Raw genomic sequence first — 16680 nt, forward strand, 5'->3', positions numbered from 1 at the left:
GGCCGCCTCCGCCGTACCGGCGGCACCCGGCGGTCGGCCGGCGGCCGGCGCCGGTACGGAGCCGCCGAAGTACGGTGTCCGGCGGGCGACATGGACGCGGACGCCCTGCCGCATCAGGAGGAAGATCTCCCTCGCGTCACCCAGGTACGCCCAGGGAAATGTCCGTGCGTCGGTGCCGATGAGGCGGAAGACCTCCAGGGCCTCGGCCTCGCGCCCGGAGCGGATCAGTGCGAGCGCGAGGTGGTTGCGGAAGCCCGCCGCCCGTCGGTCACCCGGTTCGAACGCGGCGGACAGCTCCAGCCCCGCCTCGACAAGCCCCTCGATCCGGGACCAGGCCACCGGGCCCTTCCCGATCCCCGCCTCGTGGTCCAGCGCGTACTCGGTGACCGCGTGCAGGGGCAGTCCGCGCAGCGGTGAACCGTCGGGGGCCGCCGCGGCGGCCGACTCGGCGAATTCGAACATCTCCGAGTGCGAGCCGTACCACTTCTCCGCCAGGTACTGCACCGCACGGGCGTGCAGGCCCACATGATGCGGATGAGCCTCGCGCCCCCGAGCCAGGTACTCGTCGAAAACGTCGCGGGGCGCGCCGAGCCCCATGGCGTGGGCGATGTGGATCCGCCAGGGAACGGGATCGCCGGGGTTGAGGTCGGCGGCCGTGCGCAGGACCGGTGCGGCGTCACGCAGGACCGCGCGAAACGCCTGGAACTGTTCCTGCGACACATGGCGGGCGCGCGCGCCGGTGCGTATCTCCCAGGCGCGGTCGATCTGCAACTCGGCTGCCACCAGGGCGAGATCGGGATCGCCGGGCCGATCCCGCCGCCAGTCGTCGAGCCATCCGGTGTGGTGCAGTGCGAGTTCGGCCAGGGTTGCGCTGTACTCGCCGCGCCGGTCCCAGTCCAGGGTGGTGCGCGTCCGCGCCAGCAGTTCCGCCGCGGGTTCCCAGGCTCCCGACCGGGCGGCTGCGAGCGCCGCCCGCAGAGCGGAGTCCGGCCCGTCCACCTCGACCGCCCCGTCCGGGGGCAGTCCCTCGCCGGTGGCCGCCAGATGCCGCAGCATCCGAGGCAACGTAAGTACTCCGGGCAGCTTGCCCACAACCAGTCCCTCCCCCGACGGCCCCCCGGCCGCACGCAGTCGATGATCGACAGGCGCAGACCTTACCGACCGGGCCAGGACGCACGACATGGAGGGGCAGGATTCCCCGCGCGGGAACTGTGGGGAATCATGCCCTCGGGGATTCCCCCGGGACCCTCCGGGCACCCCTGCGGGAGGGCGAAGAGCGGATCGGGCCGGTGGCGCTCGGTGCGGAGGTCGCCAACGGGCCCTCAGGAACACGCTCTCACGAACGGGCTCTCACAACCCGAACAGCTCTGCCGCGTTGTCGTGGCAGACCGCCCGTAGCCATTCCTCTCCCAGGCCCAGTCGCTCCAGGGCGTGGAGCTGGTGCACGTACGGGTAAGGGATGCTGGGGAAGTCGGAGCCGAGGAGGATACGGTCGCCGAGGGCGGCCAGCCGGGGCAGGGCCCGGCTGGGGAACGGCATGAACCCCTCACTGAAGTCGGTGAACGCCATCGTCGTGTCCAGCCGCACTTCCCCGTACCGCTCGGCGAAACCGAGGAACTCCTCGTACTCGGGCATACCCATGTGCGCGACGACCAGCCGCAGCCGGGGATGTCGCGCCAGTACCCGCGCGATCGGCTCGGGGCCCGTGTACTTGCCGGGCGCGGGCCCGGAGCCGCAATGGATCACCACAGGGATACCGGCCTCGGCCAGCAACCCCCATGCCTGCTGGAGGAGTTCGTCGGCCGGGTCGTACGCCCCCACCTGCACATGCGCCTTGAAGACGCGCGCCCCCGCCTCGACGGCCTCCCCCACGTACGCTTCGACGTCCGGCTCGGGATAGAGAGTGGCGGTGTGCAGGCAGTCGGGGGTGCGGCGGGCGAAGTCGACAGCCCAGCCGTTCAGCCACCGGGCCATACCCGGCTTGTGCGGGTAGAGCATCGCGGTGAACGCCCGGACGCCGAACGCCCGCAGCAGGGCAGCCCGTTCCGCCTCCTCCTTCCGGTACGTGATCGGCCACTCCATTCCACCGGTCAGCGGTCCCAGCGCGTCGAAGTACTCCCACACCTTGCGCAGGACGCGTTCGGGCATGAAGTGCGTGTGGACGTCGACCAGTCCGGGGAGACCGAGCGACTCCCAGAACCGGCGGATCTCTCCCGCTTCCCCGGCCACGGGCACGGGCACGTCACTCAGCGTCCCTCGCGAACCCGAACCCGAACCCGAACCCGAACCCGAACCCGAGGGCGGGGGCGGGGGCGGCGGCGAATCGGCAGGGGTGACAGGTGCCATGGGGTGATCGTTCATGCCCCTACGATCGGTTCCAGCGGGGTGGCGGGTCCACTCCCCCCGCGCAAAGGAGCCGTGAGGGGCCCATCACCCGGCTCTTCCCAGGCAGTGAGGTTTTCTCAACGAGATGATCTCGTGAGGTGATTCGGGCCCAGGGATCCCGCGAGTCGCGATGAGTCCTGAGGCATCCGGCGGTCGTACTGTCGAACCCGTTACCGAGGAGGGCTTCTGATGCGCAGCGTGACCTATTCGATGAGTGTCTCACTTGACGGCTACATCGTCGGGCCGGACGGCGGCTTCGACTGGACTGTGCCCGACAAGGATGTCTTTCGCTTCTGGATCGACGAGATTCGAGGGGTCGGCGTCCACCTGTTGGGACGACGGCTGTACGAGACGATGCTGTACTGGGAGACCGCCGACCAGGATGGCTCGCTCGACGACGCCGAGCTCGAGTGGGCCGCGCTCTGGAAGCCGCTGCCCAAGGTGGTGTTCTCCACCACGCTGTCCGCCGTGCAGGGCAATGCCCGCTTGGTCTCCGGCGGCGTGGCGGAGGAGATCGAGCGCTTGCGAGCCGAGCCGGGGGAGGGCGATATCGCGATCGGCGGCGCGACTCTCGCCGCCGAGGCGGCCGCGTCGGGTCTGATCGACGAGTACCGGGCCATGATCTACCCGGTGCTGGTCGGCGGTGGCATTCCGTTCTTTCCCCAACGCGAGCGCCGGGTGGATCTCGAACTCGTCCAGACCCGCACCTTCGACTCGGGAGTCATCTACCTCCACCACCGCGTGGCGCGTTAGCGGCCGTCTGCGGCGTCCTTGTACAACGCGGGCAGGACGTGCAGCCGGGCGGCGGCGATGTCCGGGGGGAGCCCGGCTCGACATCGGAGACCCACAGCGGGGTGCCGTCCGGGGCGGACAAAAACTGGACGTTGCCGCCGAAGCTCTTGTGTTTCTGGCTGAACCACAGGTCAATGCCGTTGTCCCGAGTGTCGGCAAGACGGTCGCTCTCGATGAGCATGCCGTCGAGAATCACGTGACTCATCTCCTCCTCACGGCAGCGGTCCAACACCTCGTGCAGATCGGGTGCTTGGGCGGCGAGGATGTCGATGCCCTCGTGCAGGTAGCGACAGCTGGCGGCCTGGGAGATGCCGGCACCCTGGCCAGGCAGTGCACGCAGCCCCGCTCGCGGAACCAGTGCACCACGAGGACCGCCTGCCGGAACGTGCCCAGTGCGCGCGAGCCCCGCGGGGTGCCCAGACGACGGCGATGGGGCCCACCTGCCCCACCGTGACGAGGCCTGGGATTTCCCTGACTTCACCTCCACGCTGGCTCCAAGATGTACGCAACCGATTCCAGAACATGCACGCTACTGCTCCCAGCATGTGACACCTCCACCGAGGAGGGCCGCGGCGCTGGCAACGGTTCCCGGATTGCCGGCCGGAATAGCCTGCGCGACGTAGGGACTGGAGGTTCCTGTCAGCGGCGGAGACCCAACACTAATGATCACCGGAGTCACCAGGGGGAGCCCGCAGCATGACCGGCACCACGGAGGCCCTTGGCGGGTCGGCTGCAGTCGACGATGCGGCACGAAGTGTCACGCGCCCGTTCTACGTATACGCCGTGCTCGCCAACACGCTGTTCCAGCGCGGCGTATTCGTCCTCTTCCTTTATCAGCGCGGCTTCTCCGTCGGGCAAGTGGCCCTACTGCAGACACTGCTCTACCTGGTCAGTGGACTTGCGGAGTTGCCGACGGGAGTCATCGCCGACCGAATCGGCAGGCGTGCCAGCATCGTGATCGGCCAGCTGCTGATAGCTGGATGTCTGCTCGGTCAGGTGGCGTTCTCCAACTACGGGGTGTTCCTGGCGCTGTTCATCGGGCAGGGCGTGGGCATGGCATGTGTGTCCGGTTCGGACACCGCCCTGCTGTACGACCTGCTCGTGCGGTGTGGTGCAACGGCCGGCTACGTCGAGATCAAATCCCGGTTCACCATGCTCGGGACGGTCACCTCGGGAGCCGCCATCGCCCTCGGCGGCCAACTGCAGCAGATTTCCTGGGGAGTCGTCTACGCCGGTTCGGCGGCGTGCCTCGTCCTGGCCATGGTGGTGCTGATGTCAGGGGTGCCCGAGATCCGCGGCGCGGACGCGGTGGACGAGCAGGACGGAGCCGAGGAGCACGGCGACACCACAGCATGGCGGGCGATGCTTCGGGTCGCCACGCCGACGCTCGTGACGCTTGTCGTGGTGTCCGGATTGATGCATGCGACTTTGACGCCGTACATCATTTTTACGCAGAAAACCCTCTCCGATCAGGGAGCCGGCACCGCATTGGTCAGCGGGGTCATAGCGGCGGGATTCTTCGCCGGCGGGCTCACTCCATTGCTGTCGGACCGCGCGGACCGGCGCATCGGGTATCGGGTCATCGTCCCGGTGTCTCTCCTGACGCTCGCCGTGGCGCTCGGCCTGAGCGGCCTCGGCCTCGTCTGGGTCACCATCGCCGCGTTCCTGGTGCTGGCCGGGATTCCCGAGATCACCGCAGTGATCGTGGACAACGTGTTCAACGAGGCAGTGCCGTCGCGCCACCGGGCGAGCCTGCTGTCGATGATCGCATTCGTGGAGTCGGCGCTCATCGGCATCGGCTATCTCGTCCTCGGCGCGCTCATGGACGGGTTGGGCTCCAGTGTGGGCATGGCCACCTATGCTGCGGTCCCCCTGCTGGCATGTCTCCTGTGGCTCCCGGTGCTCTTCCGAGGGGCACGGGTGACCACCGAGATCGAGAAGTCCGCCGACCAAGAGGCATCCTGAAACAGACCATCTCGCGCAACGGTCTGCCCGATGGCAGGGGTGCTGCTCGTTGACATGTCGCTCCCAGTCAGCGACGGAGCTGTCATCGCGGCGATCAGCGCCAAACGGGACGGGAAGAATCTCGCCACTGAGAAAACCTCAGTCAGTAGTGGTCACAGGTTCTTTTCGCCCTTCACGGCTCGCACGTCCTCCACGAACAGCTGGAAGAGAAGACGCGTGATGTCGGTGTCGCCGATGGAAAGACTGAACGGCTCCTTCTTCTCGGGCTTCAGGCCGATGTAGCCCGGAAGCGTCCCTTCACCGGCCGCGGCTTGCGGGAATTCACTGCCGGTCTCAGCCTCGCGGGTTTTCCTGATATGATAAGGAGTTCCCTTGTCTCCGGATATCGCCATGTATTCCGGATGGAACAGGAGTTCCTCCGCACCCTCTTTGAGTGTGAACTCCATCAACACCTGAGCATCTTCATCAGCGAAATACTCCTCGGCCTGACCCACGTCACCCAGGTGATTCTTCACGGGCATGGCTCCGATGGGGCCGCGGCCTTCATCCACCGTCTCACGGTACCGCTTCGCGATCCCGCTGCCGTCCTTGCTCTCCGTCTGCATCCACGCTTCCGTCTCCGCGGCCTTTCCCTTCCATTCCATGATGGCGACGGCCTCGCTCGTGAACATCGACCGATACAGCTTCAGGCGCTCCGTGCCTTTTCCGCTCTTCTCCGCCAGTTGGGCCAGGAGCCCGGGCCCGACAGTCTTCAGAACGTCTTCCAGTTTCCGCTTCGGAGCTGCGGACGCCTTGCCCTTCTTCTTCGGCGCCTTAGGCGGAAGCAGCGGGAATCCCGCCTCCGTCATCTTGTCTTTCCAGTGTTTCTCATGGAGCAATTCCTGCGGGTCGCCGGGTGCCCGCTGAACCACCGCTCCAAAGTGAACGCCGTGAGAGTCCGTCGACGTCCGACGGGAGTCGGCCGCCCGCTGCACGGCGGGCCGGGCCGGGCCCGACATCACCCTGTGCGCGTTGGCCTCAGCGGCCTGCTCGAACCGGTCCGACGGGTCGGAGACCTTGAGTCCGCCGCCGTTGTCGGTGCCCGCGACCGGCCCCTGACGCTGCTGGATGACATGAGTGAGTTCGTGGGCGAGAGTGTGCTTGTCCGCACCGCCGTCGCCGATGACCACGTGACTGCCGGAGGTGTAGGCACGGGCGCCGACCTCGGCGGCGGAAGCCCTCGCCACGCTGTCGTTGTGAATGCGGACGTCCGAGAAGTCGGCGTCGAGGCGCGCCTCCATGTCCGTGCGGGTGGCGCTGTCCAGGGGCTGTCCGGGGGCGCGCAGGACGTCGTGGACGGCCGAGCGCTGCACGGTGGGCTCCGCGGGGCTCTGGTGACCGCAGTCGGCGCTGTGCCGGTGCTCCTCCTGGGCCCAGGAATGGCCGGCTCGGCGGAGCAACTGGACGACCGCGGCATTGCCCGTGGTGCCCTGCAGTGCGAGCAGCCCCTGGGGCGACGACAGATCCGGTTGCCGCCGCGCGGGCGATCCCGCCGCCGTGACGGCGGAAGCCCGGTCGGTCTTCCTCTCGTCGCCTGCCTTGTCGTTACCGCGTTTCCGCACTGACAGCCCTCTCCCATGACCAACTGCTGGACATTCCTTGCTACACCGGAGTCGGCCTGTTCGAGGAGGTCCACAGGGGCAGACCTCGGCATCCGTTCGGGCAACAACGGAGCCCTGCGTTCCTGGAATCCGCATCCGGCGTACGCCCCGACCACGCCCGGCCCGCCCAGCGGCTGACCGGCCCTTGCGGGACGCCCCTTCGCGCGCCGCGGGGACGCCCCTCCGGCCCGCCGCACGATGTGGTGTGGATCTCATCGCGCCGGGCACTCGGCAGTCGACCGAGACGGGACGGGCTTGGACGGGCTGGAGGTGCGGCATGGCGGTACGGCATCGTCTGATCAAGGTGAGTCCGCAGGCAGTGTGGGCCGTCCTCGCGGACGGCTCCCGGTACGCGGAGTGGGTGGTGGGAACGTCGGCCTCCGAGCCGGTGCGGGGGCGGTGGCCGGAGGTGGACTCGACGATCGAGTACGAGATCCGCGTGGGCCCTCTGCGGTTGAGCAACGAGACGGTCGTCCGGTACTGCGAGGAGGAGGCCGAGCTGGGCCTGGAGGCGCGGGCCGGTGTGCTGGGGACGGCGCGGATCTCCATTCGGCTCCGCCCCTGGGGACGGTACTGCCTGGTGATCGCGGACGAACACCCGCTGCAGGGAGTGGGCGGAGCGCTCCACAACGTGGGCATGGAGGCGCTGATCCAGCTGCGGCATCGCGCGATGCTCGCCCGGCTCGCCCGGCTCTGCGAGACCCTGGCCGAGACCGAGGTCGAAGCACCTCCGAGTCTTCACGGGCGGCGCAGGGCGGCAGCCCACGGCACCGGCGGGCATGCCTGACGCGATGGTGACCGGAGCCGGCCCCAACGAGCCGGTGGCCGCCAACCTGCTCGCCGGCTCCGGATGGAGCATGGAGCAACGGCAGACCGCCGTCCATGTCCCCCGCTGGCTGCGCCTGACCCGGATAACCCGAGTCGCGATCCCACCCCTCGTCCTGCGCACCACCCGCAGCAGACTTCCCCGCCTCGAAACCGAGCCCCCCCTCTGCACCAGACGGGCCTGCTCGGCCCGGGCGCCCACCCGGACAGCACCACATCCACGGGCGGCGCGGCAGCCCGGCCCGTGCGATTCTGATGATCGTGCGGCGTAAGGGTGCGCTCGGCGGTGGAGGCCACGACGTGGAGAAGGCTCTCGACGAGCTCTACGCCACGCCGCCACCGGAATTCGTCTCCCGCCGCGAGGAGCTGACCGCTCGGGCCAAGGCGGACGGACGCGTGGAGGACGCACATCGGATCCACGCCGCCCGCCGCCCCTCCCTCGCCGCCTGGACAGCGAACCTGCTGCTGCACTCCCAGCCCGCGGAGAGCCGACGGTTCCTGGAACTGGGGCGTGCACTGCGGGAGGCCTACGAAACCCTGGATGCCGACGGGATCAAGGAGCTGTCCGAGCAGCGGCGGAGAATCGTCCACGCGATGTCGCGGCAGGCTGCCGAGCTCGCCGCCGAGGCCGGACACCGGCTGTCGGACACGGTGCAGCGAGACGTCGAGTCCACCCTGCGTGCCGTGCTCGCCGACCAGGACGCTGCCGACCGGTGGGCCACCGGCCGTCTGGAGAGCGCCCTCACCCCGCCGGTGGACTTTCCCAGCGGTACGACCGCGACGGCCGGCACACCCCGCGAGCCCACCCACGCGCCGGCCGCGCCTACTCCGACGCGGTCTCGCGCCAAGGACGAGGTCGCCGAGCGACGCCGCCAGAAGCAGGAGCAGCTCGGTCGGGCCCGTGAGGCGGCACAGGCCGCCGACCAGCAGCTGCGCGAGCTGCGCGCCGCGCAGGCGGACGCGGACACGCTGCTGGAGCGGGCGCGCGACCGGCACGACCGGGCCGGAAGAGACGTGTCCGCCGCCGAGCGGCAGCTGCGGCAGGCACGCGAGGACCTTCAGCGGGCGGACCAGGATCAGCAGGAAGCGGAGAAACAGCGCGAGACGGCCGCCGACGCCGCGTCCAGAGCTGAACAGGCAGCCCGCGAGGCCGCCCGGGAGGTTAAACGCCTGTCCGGGCGCGTCAGGTAGCGGACAGGCACCCTGTTCGACGGCAGGCCGCTGGTTCACCTCCGCCCATCCGCTCTCATCGGCGCCGTGGTCGGGGGAGCACTGTCTCCTGCCGTCACCGGCGGGCCCCTACGGCCGGCAGCGCCCCTCCCCATACACCCTCCCGGGCCCGGCCCACATTCGAGGACTCTGCCTCCGTCGGTCTCGGCCGAGTCCCGCTGGGCCCTGCGTTCGGCTGGCTCGTGACGCGGTCAGGGCTCGGCCGGTGGTGGGCCATCGCCGCCCCGCGATCCGTCGCCGTACCCCGTGCTACGCGGGCGCTGCAGCCGTGAAGGCGTCCGCGTGCCGCGCAGTCCACTGGGCGAAAGTGCGGGCCGGGTTGCCGGTGACCTTCTCCACGGTGTCGACGACGGTACGGCCCACCTCCGGAGTGTTCCCGTACGTCTCCAGGAGAAAGCCGATGACGGCATCCGGGTGTCCCGCCGCCCGCCATTGCGCGACGGCCTCGTCCTCGGCGAGTTCGGTCAGGGCGATCTCCTGGCCCCGGGCGGCAGCGATCGCCGCCACCTTGTCGCCGACGGTCAGCAGCTCCGGGCCGGTGATCACGTACTCCTGACCCGCGTGGCCGTCCTCGGTGAGCGCGACCGCGGCGACGGCACCGATGTCGCCTTCGTGGACCATGGCGCTCAGCCGGGAGACGAACGGTTCGCGGACTTCGCCCGAGGCCACGATCCCGTCCGCCCACTCAAGGGCGTTCGCCATGAACTCGACCGGCATGAGCACGGTCCAGTCCACACCGTCGTCGGCGCGCACCGCGTCCTCCAGCGGGGACGGCCCGCCGCCGTGCAGCACCGTGATCCGGCGTACGCCGGCCGCGCGGGCCAGCTTCAGGATGTGCGGGCCGGTTTCCAGCGGGGCGAAGTAGGCCCCGCCGAAGGTGATCAGGTGGACGCCGGTGACGCCTTCCAGTGCCGGGATCAGGCTGTCGGGTTCGGCCAGGTCGCCCTGGACGACCTCTGCTTCGGGCGGGAGAGCCGCCTTCGACGCGTCCCGGGTGAGGGCACGGACCGCGTGGCCACGGGCGAGAAGTTCGGCGACGACCTGACGGCCCACGGTTCCGGTGGCACCGGTGACAAGTATCTTCCGCGTCTGTGTCATGACACGACCGTAGGGAACCTTGCGGTCAACTTCTGTCCGTAAGGCCTGAGTTCACCAGCGGCGGCAGCCGTTCGGTGACGTGACGACGAGACGTACGCCACCTTTCCCTAAATACGCATCCTTGATGCAACATTGCTAGACTGCCTCCGTGAGGCTGACCAGATACACGGATCTCGCACTTCGTGCAGTGATGCGCCTGGCCGTCGTGGACAGCGAGGAGTTGCTGACCACGAGGCAGATCGCCGCGCCCATGAACGTCCCCTATACACACATGGCGAAGGCCATCGCACAGTTGCAGCACCTGGGGGTGATCGAGGCGCGGCGTGGGCGCAACGGTGGGCTGACCCTCACCGACGCGGGCCGGCGCACCCCGGTGGGGGACCTGGTCAGGACACTGGAGGGGGACCGGGAAGCCGTGACGTGCGAGGGCGACACCCCCTGCCCCCTCGCAGGCGCCTGCCGGCTGCGGCGGGCACTGCGGGAGGCACAGGAGGCGTTCTACTCCTCGCTGAACGGCGTGACCGCGGCCGATCTGGTGAGGTCCCCGACGGGGCCGATCCTGCTGACACTGGGCGCTCCCCCGGGCTGACCACCCACCGTTCGGCTACAGCGCGGGCCGCAACACCCTCACCGCTTCACACTGTTGGATCGCGACCATCGAGCATCGAGCAGAGGCTGCGACCAAAAATTCGCATCCAGAATACTAATTCAACCGAACATCGATCCAGGAGTGTGTCTGATGCTTTCTGCGCAGTCAGCCCCCGTCGTACGGGCGACGCTTCCCGTGGTGGGAGCCTCACTGACCACCATCACGGAGCTGTTCTACCGGCGGATGTTCGAGGAGCGTCCGGAGCTGCTGCGGAATCTGTTCAACCGGACCAACCAGGCCACCGGCGCCCAGCGCGAGGCGTTGGCCGGCTCGGTGGCGGCCTTCGCCACCCTGCTGGTCGAACGGCCCGACGAACGCCCCGACGCCGTCCTCGCGCGCATCGCCCACAAACACGTCTCGCTCGGTATCACCGCCGACAAGTACCCGCTGGTCGGACGCCACCTGCTCGCAGCGGTCGCCGAGGTCCTCGGTGATGCCGTCACCCCCGAGGTCTGCGCCGCCTGGGACGAGGTCTACTGGCTGATGGCCAACGCCCTGATCGCCATGGAGGCCCGGCTGTACGCCGAGGCCGGCGTGGAGAACGGTGACGTGTGGCGGCGCATGGAGATCGCCGAGCGGCACCAGGAGTCCGCCGAGGCCGTCTCCCTGGTCCTGTGCCGGACCGACGGCCGGCCCACCGCTCCCTTCCGGCCCGGACAGTACGTCAGCGTTCGCGTGGAACTACCCGACGGCGCCCATCAGATCCGCCAGTACAGCCTGTCCACCGCACCGGATCTCAAGACCTGGCGCATCACCGTCAAGCGCGAGACGGCCGCCGACGGCACGGTCCCCGACGGGGAGGTCTCGTCGTGGCTGCACGCCCATGCGGAGGTGGGTGACATCCTTGACGTCTCGCTGCCCGCCGGTGACCTCGTGCTGCCCGAGGCCGACACCCCCCTCCTGCTCGCCTCCGCGGGCATCGGTATCACCCCCATGCTCTCGATGCTCGACCATCTCGCCCTCACGTCCTCCTCGCGTCCCGTCACCGTCGTCCATGCAGACCGCTCGCCCCACGACCACGTCCACCGTGACGAACAGGCGGACCTCGTCAGTCGTCTGACCAGGGCAGATCTTCACCTGTGGTACGAGAACGACGCCCACCGCTCCCCCGGCACCCGCGTCCTCGCCGGCCGCGCCACACTCGACCACCTCACCCCTGCCCCCGACACCACCGCCTACCTCTGCGGACCGTTGCCCTTCATGCGCCTGGTGCGGGGCGAGTTGCTGGCCAAGGGGCTGCACCCTTCCGCCATCCACTACGAGGTCTTCGGGCCCGACCTCTGGCTCGACAAGTAGGCGGGGAACGGTGCTGACGACATCGTCCGTCGCCATGTACGCCGTCGGAGAAGTCCCGCATCCGGCGGCGCCGGTGGGGGCCGCATTCGTTGCCGGACGACGCGGAGGATCCGCATGACCCACGACGACCGGCGGCAGTCGCCCGCCGCACCGGGGCAGCTTCCCGACATCCGCGACCGCCAGGACGTGGAGGGACTGGTGAAATCGTTCTACGACGAGGTCCTCGGCGACCCCCTCATCGGTCGGCTGTTCACAGAGGTGGCGCGTGTCGACATGGCCACCCATCTGCCCGTCATGGCCGACTTCTGGGAGAGCGCCCTCCTCACCCCGGGCGTCTACCGCCGCAACGCCCTCCGCTCGCACCGCGACCTGCACGCCAAGAGCCCGCTGCGCGCCGAGTACTTCGAACGCTGGCTGGAGCTGTGGACCGCAACCGTAGGTCGGCGGCACGCGGGTCCGGTGTCCGACCGGGCGGTCGCCAAAGCGCAGGCCGTGGCCGGGGCCCTGCTGCACAACACGGCCGGCGACGGACGGCCCCGCCCCGGTCGTGGCCCTGTCTTCGTCGACATCGAACCGCCGATGAGAAGCACGTCATAGCCGTCTTCGTCACCGAGGGGCGTGACCGGCACGGGGAGGCGATGGGCTGCGCGGGATCGAAGCCGCCGAGGCCGACGTCGATGTCCTCTCGGTCGGAAAGCGCCCCAAGAAGGACACCCGTACGGCCCTCACCGCCGGAGGGATCAACGCGGGCCCGGCCACCCTGGACCCCGAGGACCTCGACGAACGGGTGGGGCCGGCCCTGACGTCCTGCGCCGGCTCGATCAGGGACGGGCGCGTGGCGGCCGGGAAGTGCCTGGGTAGGCTTTCTCCCGGAGCCGCGCCACCGTGTGCGTCCGGGTCACCGTGCCAACCGGTACGGTGTGCCGCTCGACCAGGAGAGACGTGATGTCACCGACGATTCGCAGGGCTGTGATCCCCGCCGCCGGCCTCGGTTCCCGTCTGCTGCCCCTGACGAAGGCGACGCCCAAGGAGATGCTCCCGGTCGGCGACAAGCCGGTCATCGAGCACACCGTGCGCGAGCTGGTTGACTCCGGCATCACCGACATCACCATCGTCGTCTCCGGCGGCAAGAGCCTCATCCAGGACCACTTCCGCCCCAACCCCGCCCTCGTCGCCCAGCTGCGCGAAGACGGCAAGACAGCCTACGCGGACGCGGTGGAGGAGGTCGCGGAGCTGGCCCGCCGGGGCCACATCACCTACCTCGACCAGTACGGCCCGTACGGCAACGGCACCCCGGTGCTCAACGCCGCCCGCGCCTTCGGCGACGAGCCGGTGCTGGTGCTCTGGCCCGACGACGTCTTCGTGGCCGAGGTGCCCCGCGCCCAGCAGCTGATCCGCGCGTACGAGCAGACCGGCTGCCCGGTGCTGGCCCTCCTGCCGATGGACCCCACCGAATCCCAGCGCTACGGCGTGCCCATCGTCAAGGAGGACCTCGGCGACGGCCAGCTGCGCATCACCGGCCTGGTCGAGAAGCCCGAGCCCGCCGCCGCGCCCTCGGCGTACGCGGCCATCGGCGGTTACGTCGTCACCCCCGGCATCATCGACGAACTGCGCGAGCAGACCCGGCGCTGGTACGAACACAGGACCGGCGAGGTCTACCTGACCGACGCCATCAACGCCTACGCCACCACCCGCGCGGTGTACGGGCAGGTCATCAAGGGCCGCTGGTACGACACCGGCAACCCGGCCGACTACCTGGTCGCCCAGATGGCCTTCGCCCTCGCCCACCCGGAGTACGGCCCCCTCGTGCGCGGCCTGGTCAACGGCCTCGACGCCGCCGCGGACTAGGCCAGGGCAAAAGCCTGGGCCGGGCCTTGGCCCCTCTGCGAGCCGGAGCCGGCGCCAGCTCCTCCCGGACGGGGACCCCCTGGCCGCAGAACGCTTCGAGTGATCGGCGTCATCGCCGTCATCGTGCCTCTCGGTCGGCGCCCGAGTCGGACGCGGCGCTGTGCGTGCACCGGAGGACGGATGCCCGTCGGCGATGAGCCGGCGAAGGGACGGCGAAGGGGCGAGCGCCCCGCACGGTGAGGCCGGATGTCAGACGCGCGTCGCCCTGCTGGCGTAGCGCCCAACTGGCCCAGAAAGACGTCGACTTCGCCTTCCAGGGCAGCGGCGAACATCCCGGCGTGGCATTGGCGGTCCTGTCATATCTCTTGCAAAGGTCCGGACCAACTGCTAATTCCCTTTCTATTAGGAAAGTTTCCTACCAGTCGGTGTCCCCCATGGACCGATCGGCGACCGCCGATCGATTTCACTGACCGCCAGGAGTCCCCCATGAGACCGGCACGACCCGTTCCGCTCGTCGCCGTGCTGCTCCTTCTCGGCCTCGTCCTGACGCCAGGAACCGCACAGGCCGGCCGCACGGCCCCCACCCCCCTGCCCGCGACCACGACCACGACCAAGGCCCCGTCGGCAGTCACCCCGGTCGCTGCCAACGGACAGCTCGTCGTCTGCGGCACCAGGCTCTGCAACCAACGAGGAAAAACGATCCAGCTCCGTGGGATGAGCACGCACGGACTGCAGTGGTACAGCCAGTGCGTCACCAACGGCTCGCTCAACGCCCTCGCCACCGACTGGCGGGCCGACGTACTGCGGATCTCCATGTACGTCCAGGAGGGCGGCTACGAGACCGATCCGCGTCGCTTCACCGACCTGGTCCACTCCGCCATCGAGCAGGCCACGGCCCACGGCATGTACGCCATCGTCGACTGGCACATGCTCGACCCGGGCGACCCGCACCACAACCTCGCCCGCGCCAGGACCTTCTTCTCCGAGATCGCCCAGCGCCATCGCGACAAGAACAACCTGCTGTACGAGATCGCGAACGAGCCCAGCGGAGTGAGCTGGTCCCGCATCAAGAGCTACGCCGAACAGCTCATCCCTGTCATCAGGGCCAAGGACCCGAACACCCCGATCCTGGTCGGCACCCGCGCATGGTCCTCCCTCGGCGTGTCGGAGGGCTCCGGCGAGTCCGAGGTGGTCGACAACCAGGTGAACGCGGCCAACATCATGTACACGTTCCACTTCTACGCGTACTCGCACCGGGACGAGTACCTCCGGACCCTGGCCCGCGCCGCCGACCGCCTACCCGTCTTCGTCACGGAGTTCGGCACCCAGAACTACGCGGGTGAGGGCGCGAACGACTTCGCCATGTCGCAGCGCTATCTCGATCTGCTGGCGGCCAAGAAGATCAGCTGGGTCAACTGGAACTTCTCCGACGACGGACGCACCGGCGCCGTCTTCAAGCCGGGGACGTGCGCCGACAACGGTTCGTGGACCGGCACGTCCTCCCTCAAGCCCGCGGGCGTCTGGATCCGCGACCGTATGAGGACGCCGGACGACTTCTGACCGTGGACGAAAGATGCGAGGGGAGCCGCTCACCGCCCCACCGGCGAGGACGGAGGAGATACGCGCAATAGCCGCCACTTCGTAGCAGAGCGTGACGTTCAACACGGGGAGTGCGCATACGCTGCGTGTTCTGGCCCTGGCCCCGCTCCAGGGATCGTCGCTGTTTTTGGTGGCCGCTGTCGGGCGTGGGGCGGTTGGTGTGGCGTCGCCGGAGCGGACGGCGTATCCGAGGTTCAGGAAGCTGATCTCGGAACGGGAGTTGCGGGAGTTCTTCACGCCGTCGGCGGAGGATGCGGTGTGGGCGCGTGAGCGTACGCGTGACCGCCCGGGCCGGGTCTTGGCGCTGTTGGTGATGTTGAAGTCCGCGGCACGGCTGGGCCGTGTCCCCAAGGTTGGGGAGACACGCGAGGTGGTCGTGGCTCACCTGCGTGATCAGGCTGGACTCGCTGCGGGGACGGTGCCAGAGGCGGACTCCGGGCGGAGCGAGGAGCGCTGCCCGTCCGCCGTACGTGAACGCCTGGGGCTGAGGCACAAGCCGGGCGAGGCCCGGGCGGTCACGGAGGCGGCGATGTGGGTGGCTGCGCCGGTGAAGGCGCATACCGCGGACTTGGTGAACGTGGCGCTGGAGGAACTGGTCCGGCACAAGGGACGGCTGGAGATGCCGGCGTTCTCCACCCTGGACCGGATGGCTTCCCGAGTCCGCTCCGGGGTGGAGGCCTCGCAGTACAAGGCCATCGTCGCGCGGATGAGTGATGCGGCGCGGGAGCGGGTCGTGAGCATGCTGGAGGTCGTGGAGGACGAGTACCAGAGCCTGTTCGCGTGGATCAAGCAGCCCGCCCGGAGGGCGACGTGGTCGCGGTTCAGGGCGCATGCGGAGCGGACGGAGAGGGTGGACGGGCTGGGGGATGCCGTCTTCTGGGTGGGGAAGACACCGCCGGCGAAGGTGGCCGCTGCGGTCTTCTCGGCATCTGCGCCCAGCGGCACGAATGGCTTCCCGGAGCCTCATCCAGCCGACGTGGACGCTCGCCGATCTGGCCATCGCCCCGCGCGTCGGTGGCTGCCGCGACGGCGTATCCCTGCCGCACCAGCCTCTGGAGCGTTTCGTGGTACGTCGAGACCGGCCGCGTGTAAGCGATCACCATGGGGCCGCCCATCGCGTGGGAGGGTCCGCTCACGCCCCGTCATCCCTTTGGCACGCTCTCACAAGCCTGGTGGGCGTCTTCCCTGCTCCGCGTCAAAGCGGCGGCGACGATCGCCTTCTTGGTCGGGAAGGGTCGGGAGAGGTGCGGCTGCGTGACACCGGCACGCTTGCCCTTCGCCTCGACAGAGGTGCCGCACCAGCCCTTGAGCGCGAACTGGGCGATCGCAGCACGGGGATGGCACCCTCGCGCC

General features: G+C 69.2%; 13 protein-coding genes and 2 pseudogenes. 10 read left to right on the top strand and 5 right to left on the bottom strand.

The window, feature by feature from the left end; all coding sequences use genetic code 11:
• Nucleotides 1–1056: pseudogene (locus AWZ10_RS46355) on the bottom strand (hypothetical protein); the annotation flags it as partial.
• 294 nt (nt 1057–1350) lie between these two features.
• Nucleotides 1351–2361 carry an amidohydrolase family protein gene (locus tag AWZ10_RS46360; protein ID WP_078935211.1) on the bottom strand — a complete coding sequence of 337 codons (1011 nt, stop codon included), beginning with the start codon at nt 2359–2361 and terminating at the stop codon, nt 1351–1353.
• 213 nt (nt 2362–2574) lie between these two features.
• On the opposite strand from AWZ10_RS46360, the gene AWZ10_RS46365 reads away from it, so the two are divergent.
• Complete coding sequence (locus tag AWZ10_RS46365) at nt 2575–3138, top strand: dihydrofolate reductase family protein (protein ID WP_046703574.1); 564 nt, start codon at nt 2575–2577, stop codon at nt 3136–3138.
• A 735-nt stretch (nt 3139–3873) separates the two neighbouring features.
• The gene (locus AWZ10_RS46370) at nt 3874–5142 is read left to right on the top strand and encodes an MFS transporter (RefSeq protein ID WP_208618676.1); all 1269 of its coding nucleotides are present in this window, start codon (nt 3874–3876) and stop codon (nt 5140–5142) included.
• Nucleotides 5143–5294: 152 nt separating this feature from the next.
• Here the strand turns inward: AWZ10_RS46370 and AWZ10_RS46375 are convergent, their stop codons facing one another.
• Nucleotides 5295–6743: an eCIS core domain-containing protein gene (locus tag AWZ10_RS46375; RefSeq protein WP_046703575.1), complete on the bottom strand. Its 1449-nt coding sequence runs from the start codon at nt 6741–6743 to the stop codon at nt 5295–5297.
• 316 nt (nt 6744–7059) lie between these two features.
• Here AWZ10_RS46375 and AWZ10_RS46380 point away from each other — a divergent pair, with 316 nt between their 5' ends.
• Nucleotides 7060–7569: an SRPBCC family protein gene (locus tag AWZ10_RS46380; protein WP_060894261.1), complete on the top strand. Its 510-nt coding sequence runs from the start codon at nt 7060–7062 to the stop codon at nt 7567–7569.
• A gap of 293 nt (nt 7570–7862) precedes the next feature.
• Nucleotides 7863–8798 (top strand): hypothetical protein, encoded by a 936-nt coding sequence (locus AWZ10_RS46385; RefSeq protein WP_107417637.1) that lies wholly within the window; start codon nt 7863–7865, stop codon nt 8796–8798.
• Nucleotides 8799–9086: 288 nt separating this feature from the next.
• Here AWZ10_RS46385 and AWZ10_RS46390 read toward each other — a convergent pair whose 3' ends face one another.
• Nucleotides 9087–9935 (bottom strand): SDR family oxidoreductase, encoded by an 849-nt coding sequence (locus AWZ10_RS46390; protein WP_060894262.1) that lies wholly within the window; start codon nt 9933–9935, stop codon nt 9087–9089.
• Between the two features lie 148 nt (nt 9936–10083).
• Here AWZ10_RS46390 and AWZ10_RS46395 point away from each other — a divergent pair, with 148 nt between their 5' ends.
• From AWZ10_RS46395 to AWZ10_RS56225, 6 genes are all read left to right on the top strand, one after another.
• Nucleotides 10084–10524, top strand: a complete 441-nt coding sequence (locus tag AWZ10_RS46395) for an RrF2 family transcriptional regulator (RefSeq protein WP_060894263.1) — start codon at nt 10084–10086, stop codon at nt 10522–10524.
• A 150-nt stretch (nt 10525–10674) separates the two neighbouring features.
• Nucleotides 10675–11880, top strand: a complete 1206-nt coding sequence (locus tag AWZ10_RS46400; RefSeq protein ID WP_060894264.1) for a globin domain-containing protein — start codon at nt 10675–10677, stop codon at nt 11878–11880.
• Between the two features lie 114 nt (nt 11881–11994).
• Complete coding sequence (locus AWZ10_RS46405) at nt 11995–12477, top strand: group III truncated hemoglobin (protein ID WP_046703580.1); 483 nt, start codon at nt 11995–11997, stop codon at nt 12475–12477.
• A 348-nt stretch (nt 12478–12825) separates the two neighbouring features.
• Nucleotides 12826–13728 (top strand): UTP--glucose-1-phosphate uridylyltransferase, encoded by a 903-nt coding sequence (locus AWZ10_RS46410; RefSeq protein ID WP_046703581.1) that lies wholly within the window; start codon nt 12826–12828, stop codon nt 13726–13728.
• 486 nt (nt 13729–14214) lie between these two features.
• Nucleotides 14215–15288, top strand: coding sequence for a glycoside hydrolase family 5 protein (locus AWZ10_RS46415; RefSeq protein WP_060894265.1), 1074 nt, complete (start codon nt 14215–14217; stop codon nt 15286–15288).
• A 199-nt stretch (nt 15289–15487) separates the two neighbouring features.
• Nucleotides 15488–16585 carry a DUF4158 domain-containing protein gene (locus tag AWZ10_RS56225; RefSeq protein WP_408992329.1) on the top strand — a complete coding sequence of 366 codons (1098 nt, stop codon included), beginning with the start codon at nt 15488–15490 and terminating at the stop codon, nt 16583–16585.
• On the opposite strand, the pseudogene AWZ10_RS56230 reads toward AWZ10_RS56225, so the two are convergent.
• Nucleotides 16539–16652: pseudogene (locus AWZ10_RS56230) on the bottom strand (TetR family transcriptional regulator); the annotation flags it as partial. The gene AWZ10_RS56225 and the pseudogene AWZ10_RS56230 overlap by 47 nt on opposite strands.
• Between the last annotated feature and the right edge of the window lie 28 nt (nt 16653–16680).

Source organism: Streptomyces europaeiscabiei (assembly GCF_001550375.1).
Lineage (GTDB): Bacteria > Actinomycetota > Actinomycetes > Streptomycetales > Streptomycetaceae > Streptomyces > Streptomyces europaeiscabiei.

Excerpts from the sequence above, each read along its gene's own strand:
- AWZ10_RS46400 (WP_060894264.1), top strand. The coding sequence starts at position 10,675 with ATGCTTTCTGCGCAGTCAGCCCCCGTCGTACGGGCGACGCTTCCCGTG.
- AWZ10_RS46370 (WP_208618676.1), top strand. The coding sequence starts at position 3,874 with ATGACCGGCACCACGGAGGCCCTTGGCGGGTCGGCTGCAGTCGACGAT.
- AWZ10_RS46415 (WP_060894265.1), top strand. The coding sequence starts at position 14,215 with ATGAGACCGGCACGACCCGTTCCGCTCGTCGCCGTGCTGCTCCTTCTC.
- AWZ10_RS46360 (WP_078935211.1), bottom strand. The coding sequence starts at position 2,361 with ATGAACGATCACCCCATGGCACCTGTCACCCCTGCCGATTCGCCGCCG.
- AWZ10_RS46385 (WP_107417637.1), top strand. The coding sequence starts at position 7,863 with ATGATCGTGCGGCGTAAGGGTGCGCTCGGCGGTGGAGGCCACGACGTG.
- AWZ10_RS46380 (WP_060894261.1), top strand. The coding sequence starts at position 7,060 with ATGGCGGTACGGCATCGTCTGATCAAGGTGAGTCCGCAGGCAGTGTGG.
- AWZ10_RS46365 (WP_046703574.1), top strand. The coding sequence starts at position 2,575 with ATGCGCAGCGTGACCTATTCGATGAGTGTCTCACTTGACGGCTACATC.
- AWZ10_RS46405 (WP_046703580.1), top strand. The coding sequence starts at position 11,995 with ATGACCCACGACGACCGGCGGCAGTCGCCCGCCGCACCGGGGCAGCTT.
- AWZ10_RS46410 (WP_046703581.1), top strand. The coding sequence starts at position 12,826 with ATGTCACCGACGATTCGCAGGGCTGTGATCCCCGCCGCCGGCCTCGGT.
- AWZ10_RS46390 (WP_060894262.1), bottom strand. The coding sequence starts at position 9,935 with ATGACACAGACGCGGAAGATACTTGTCACCGGTGCCACCGGAACCGTG.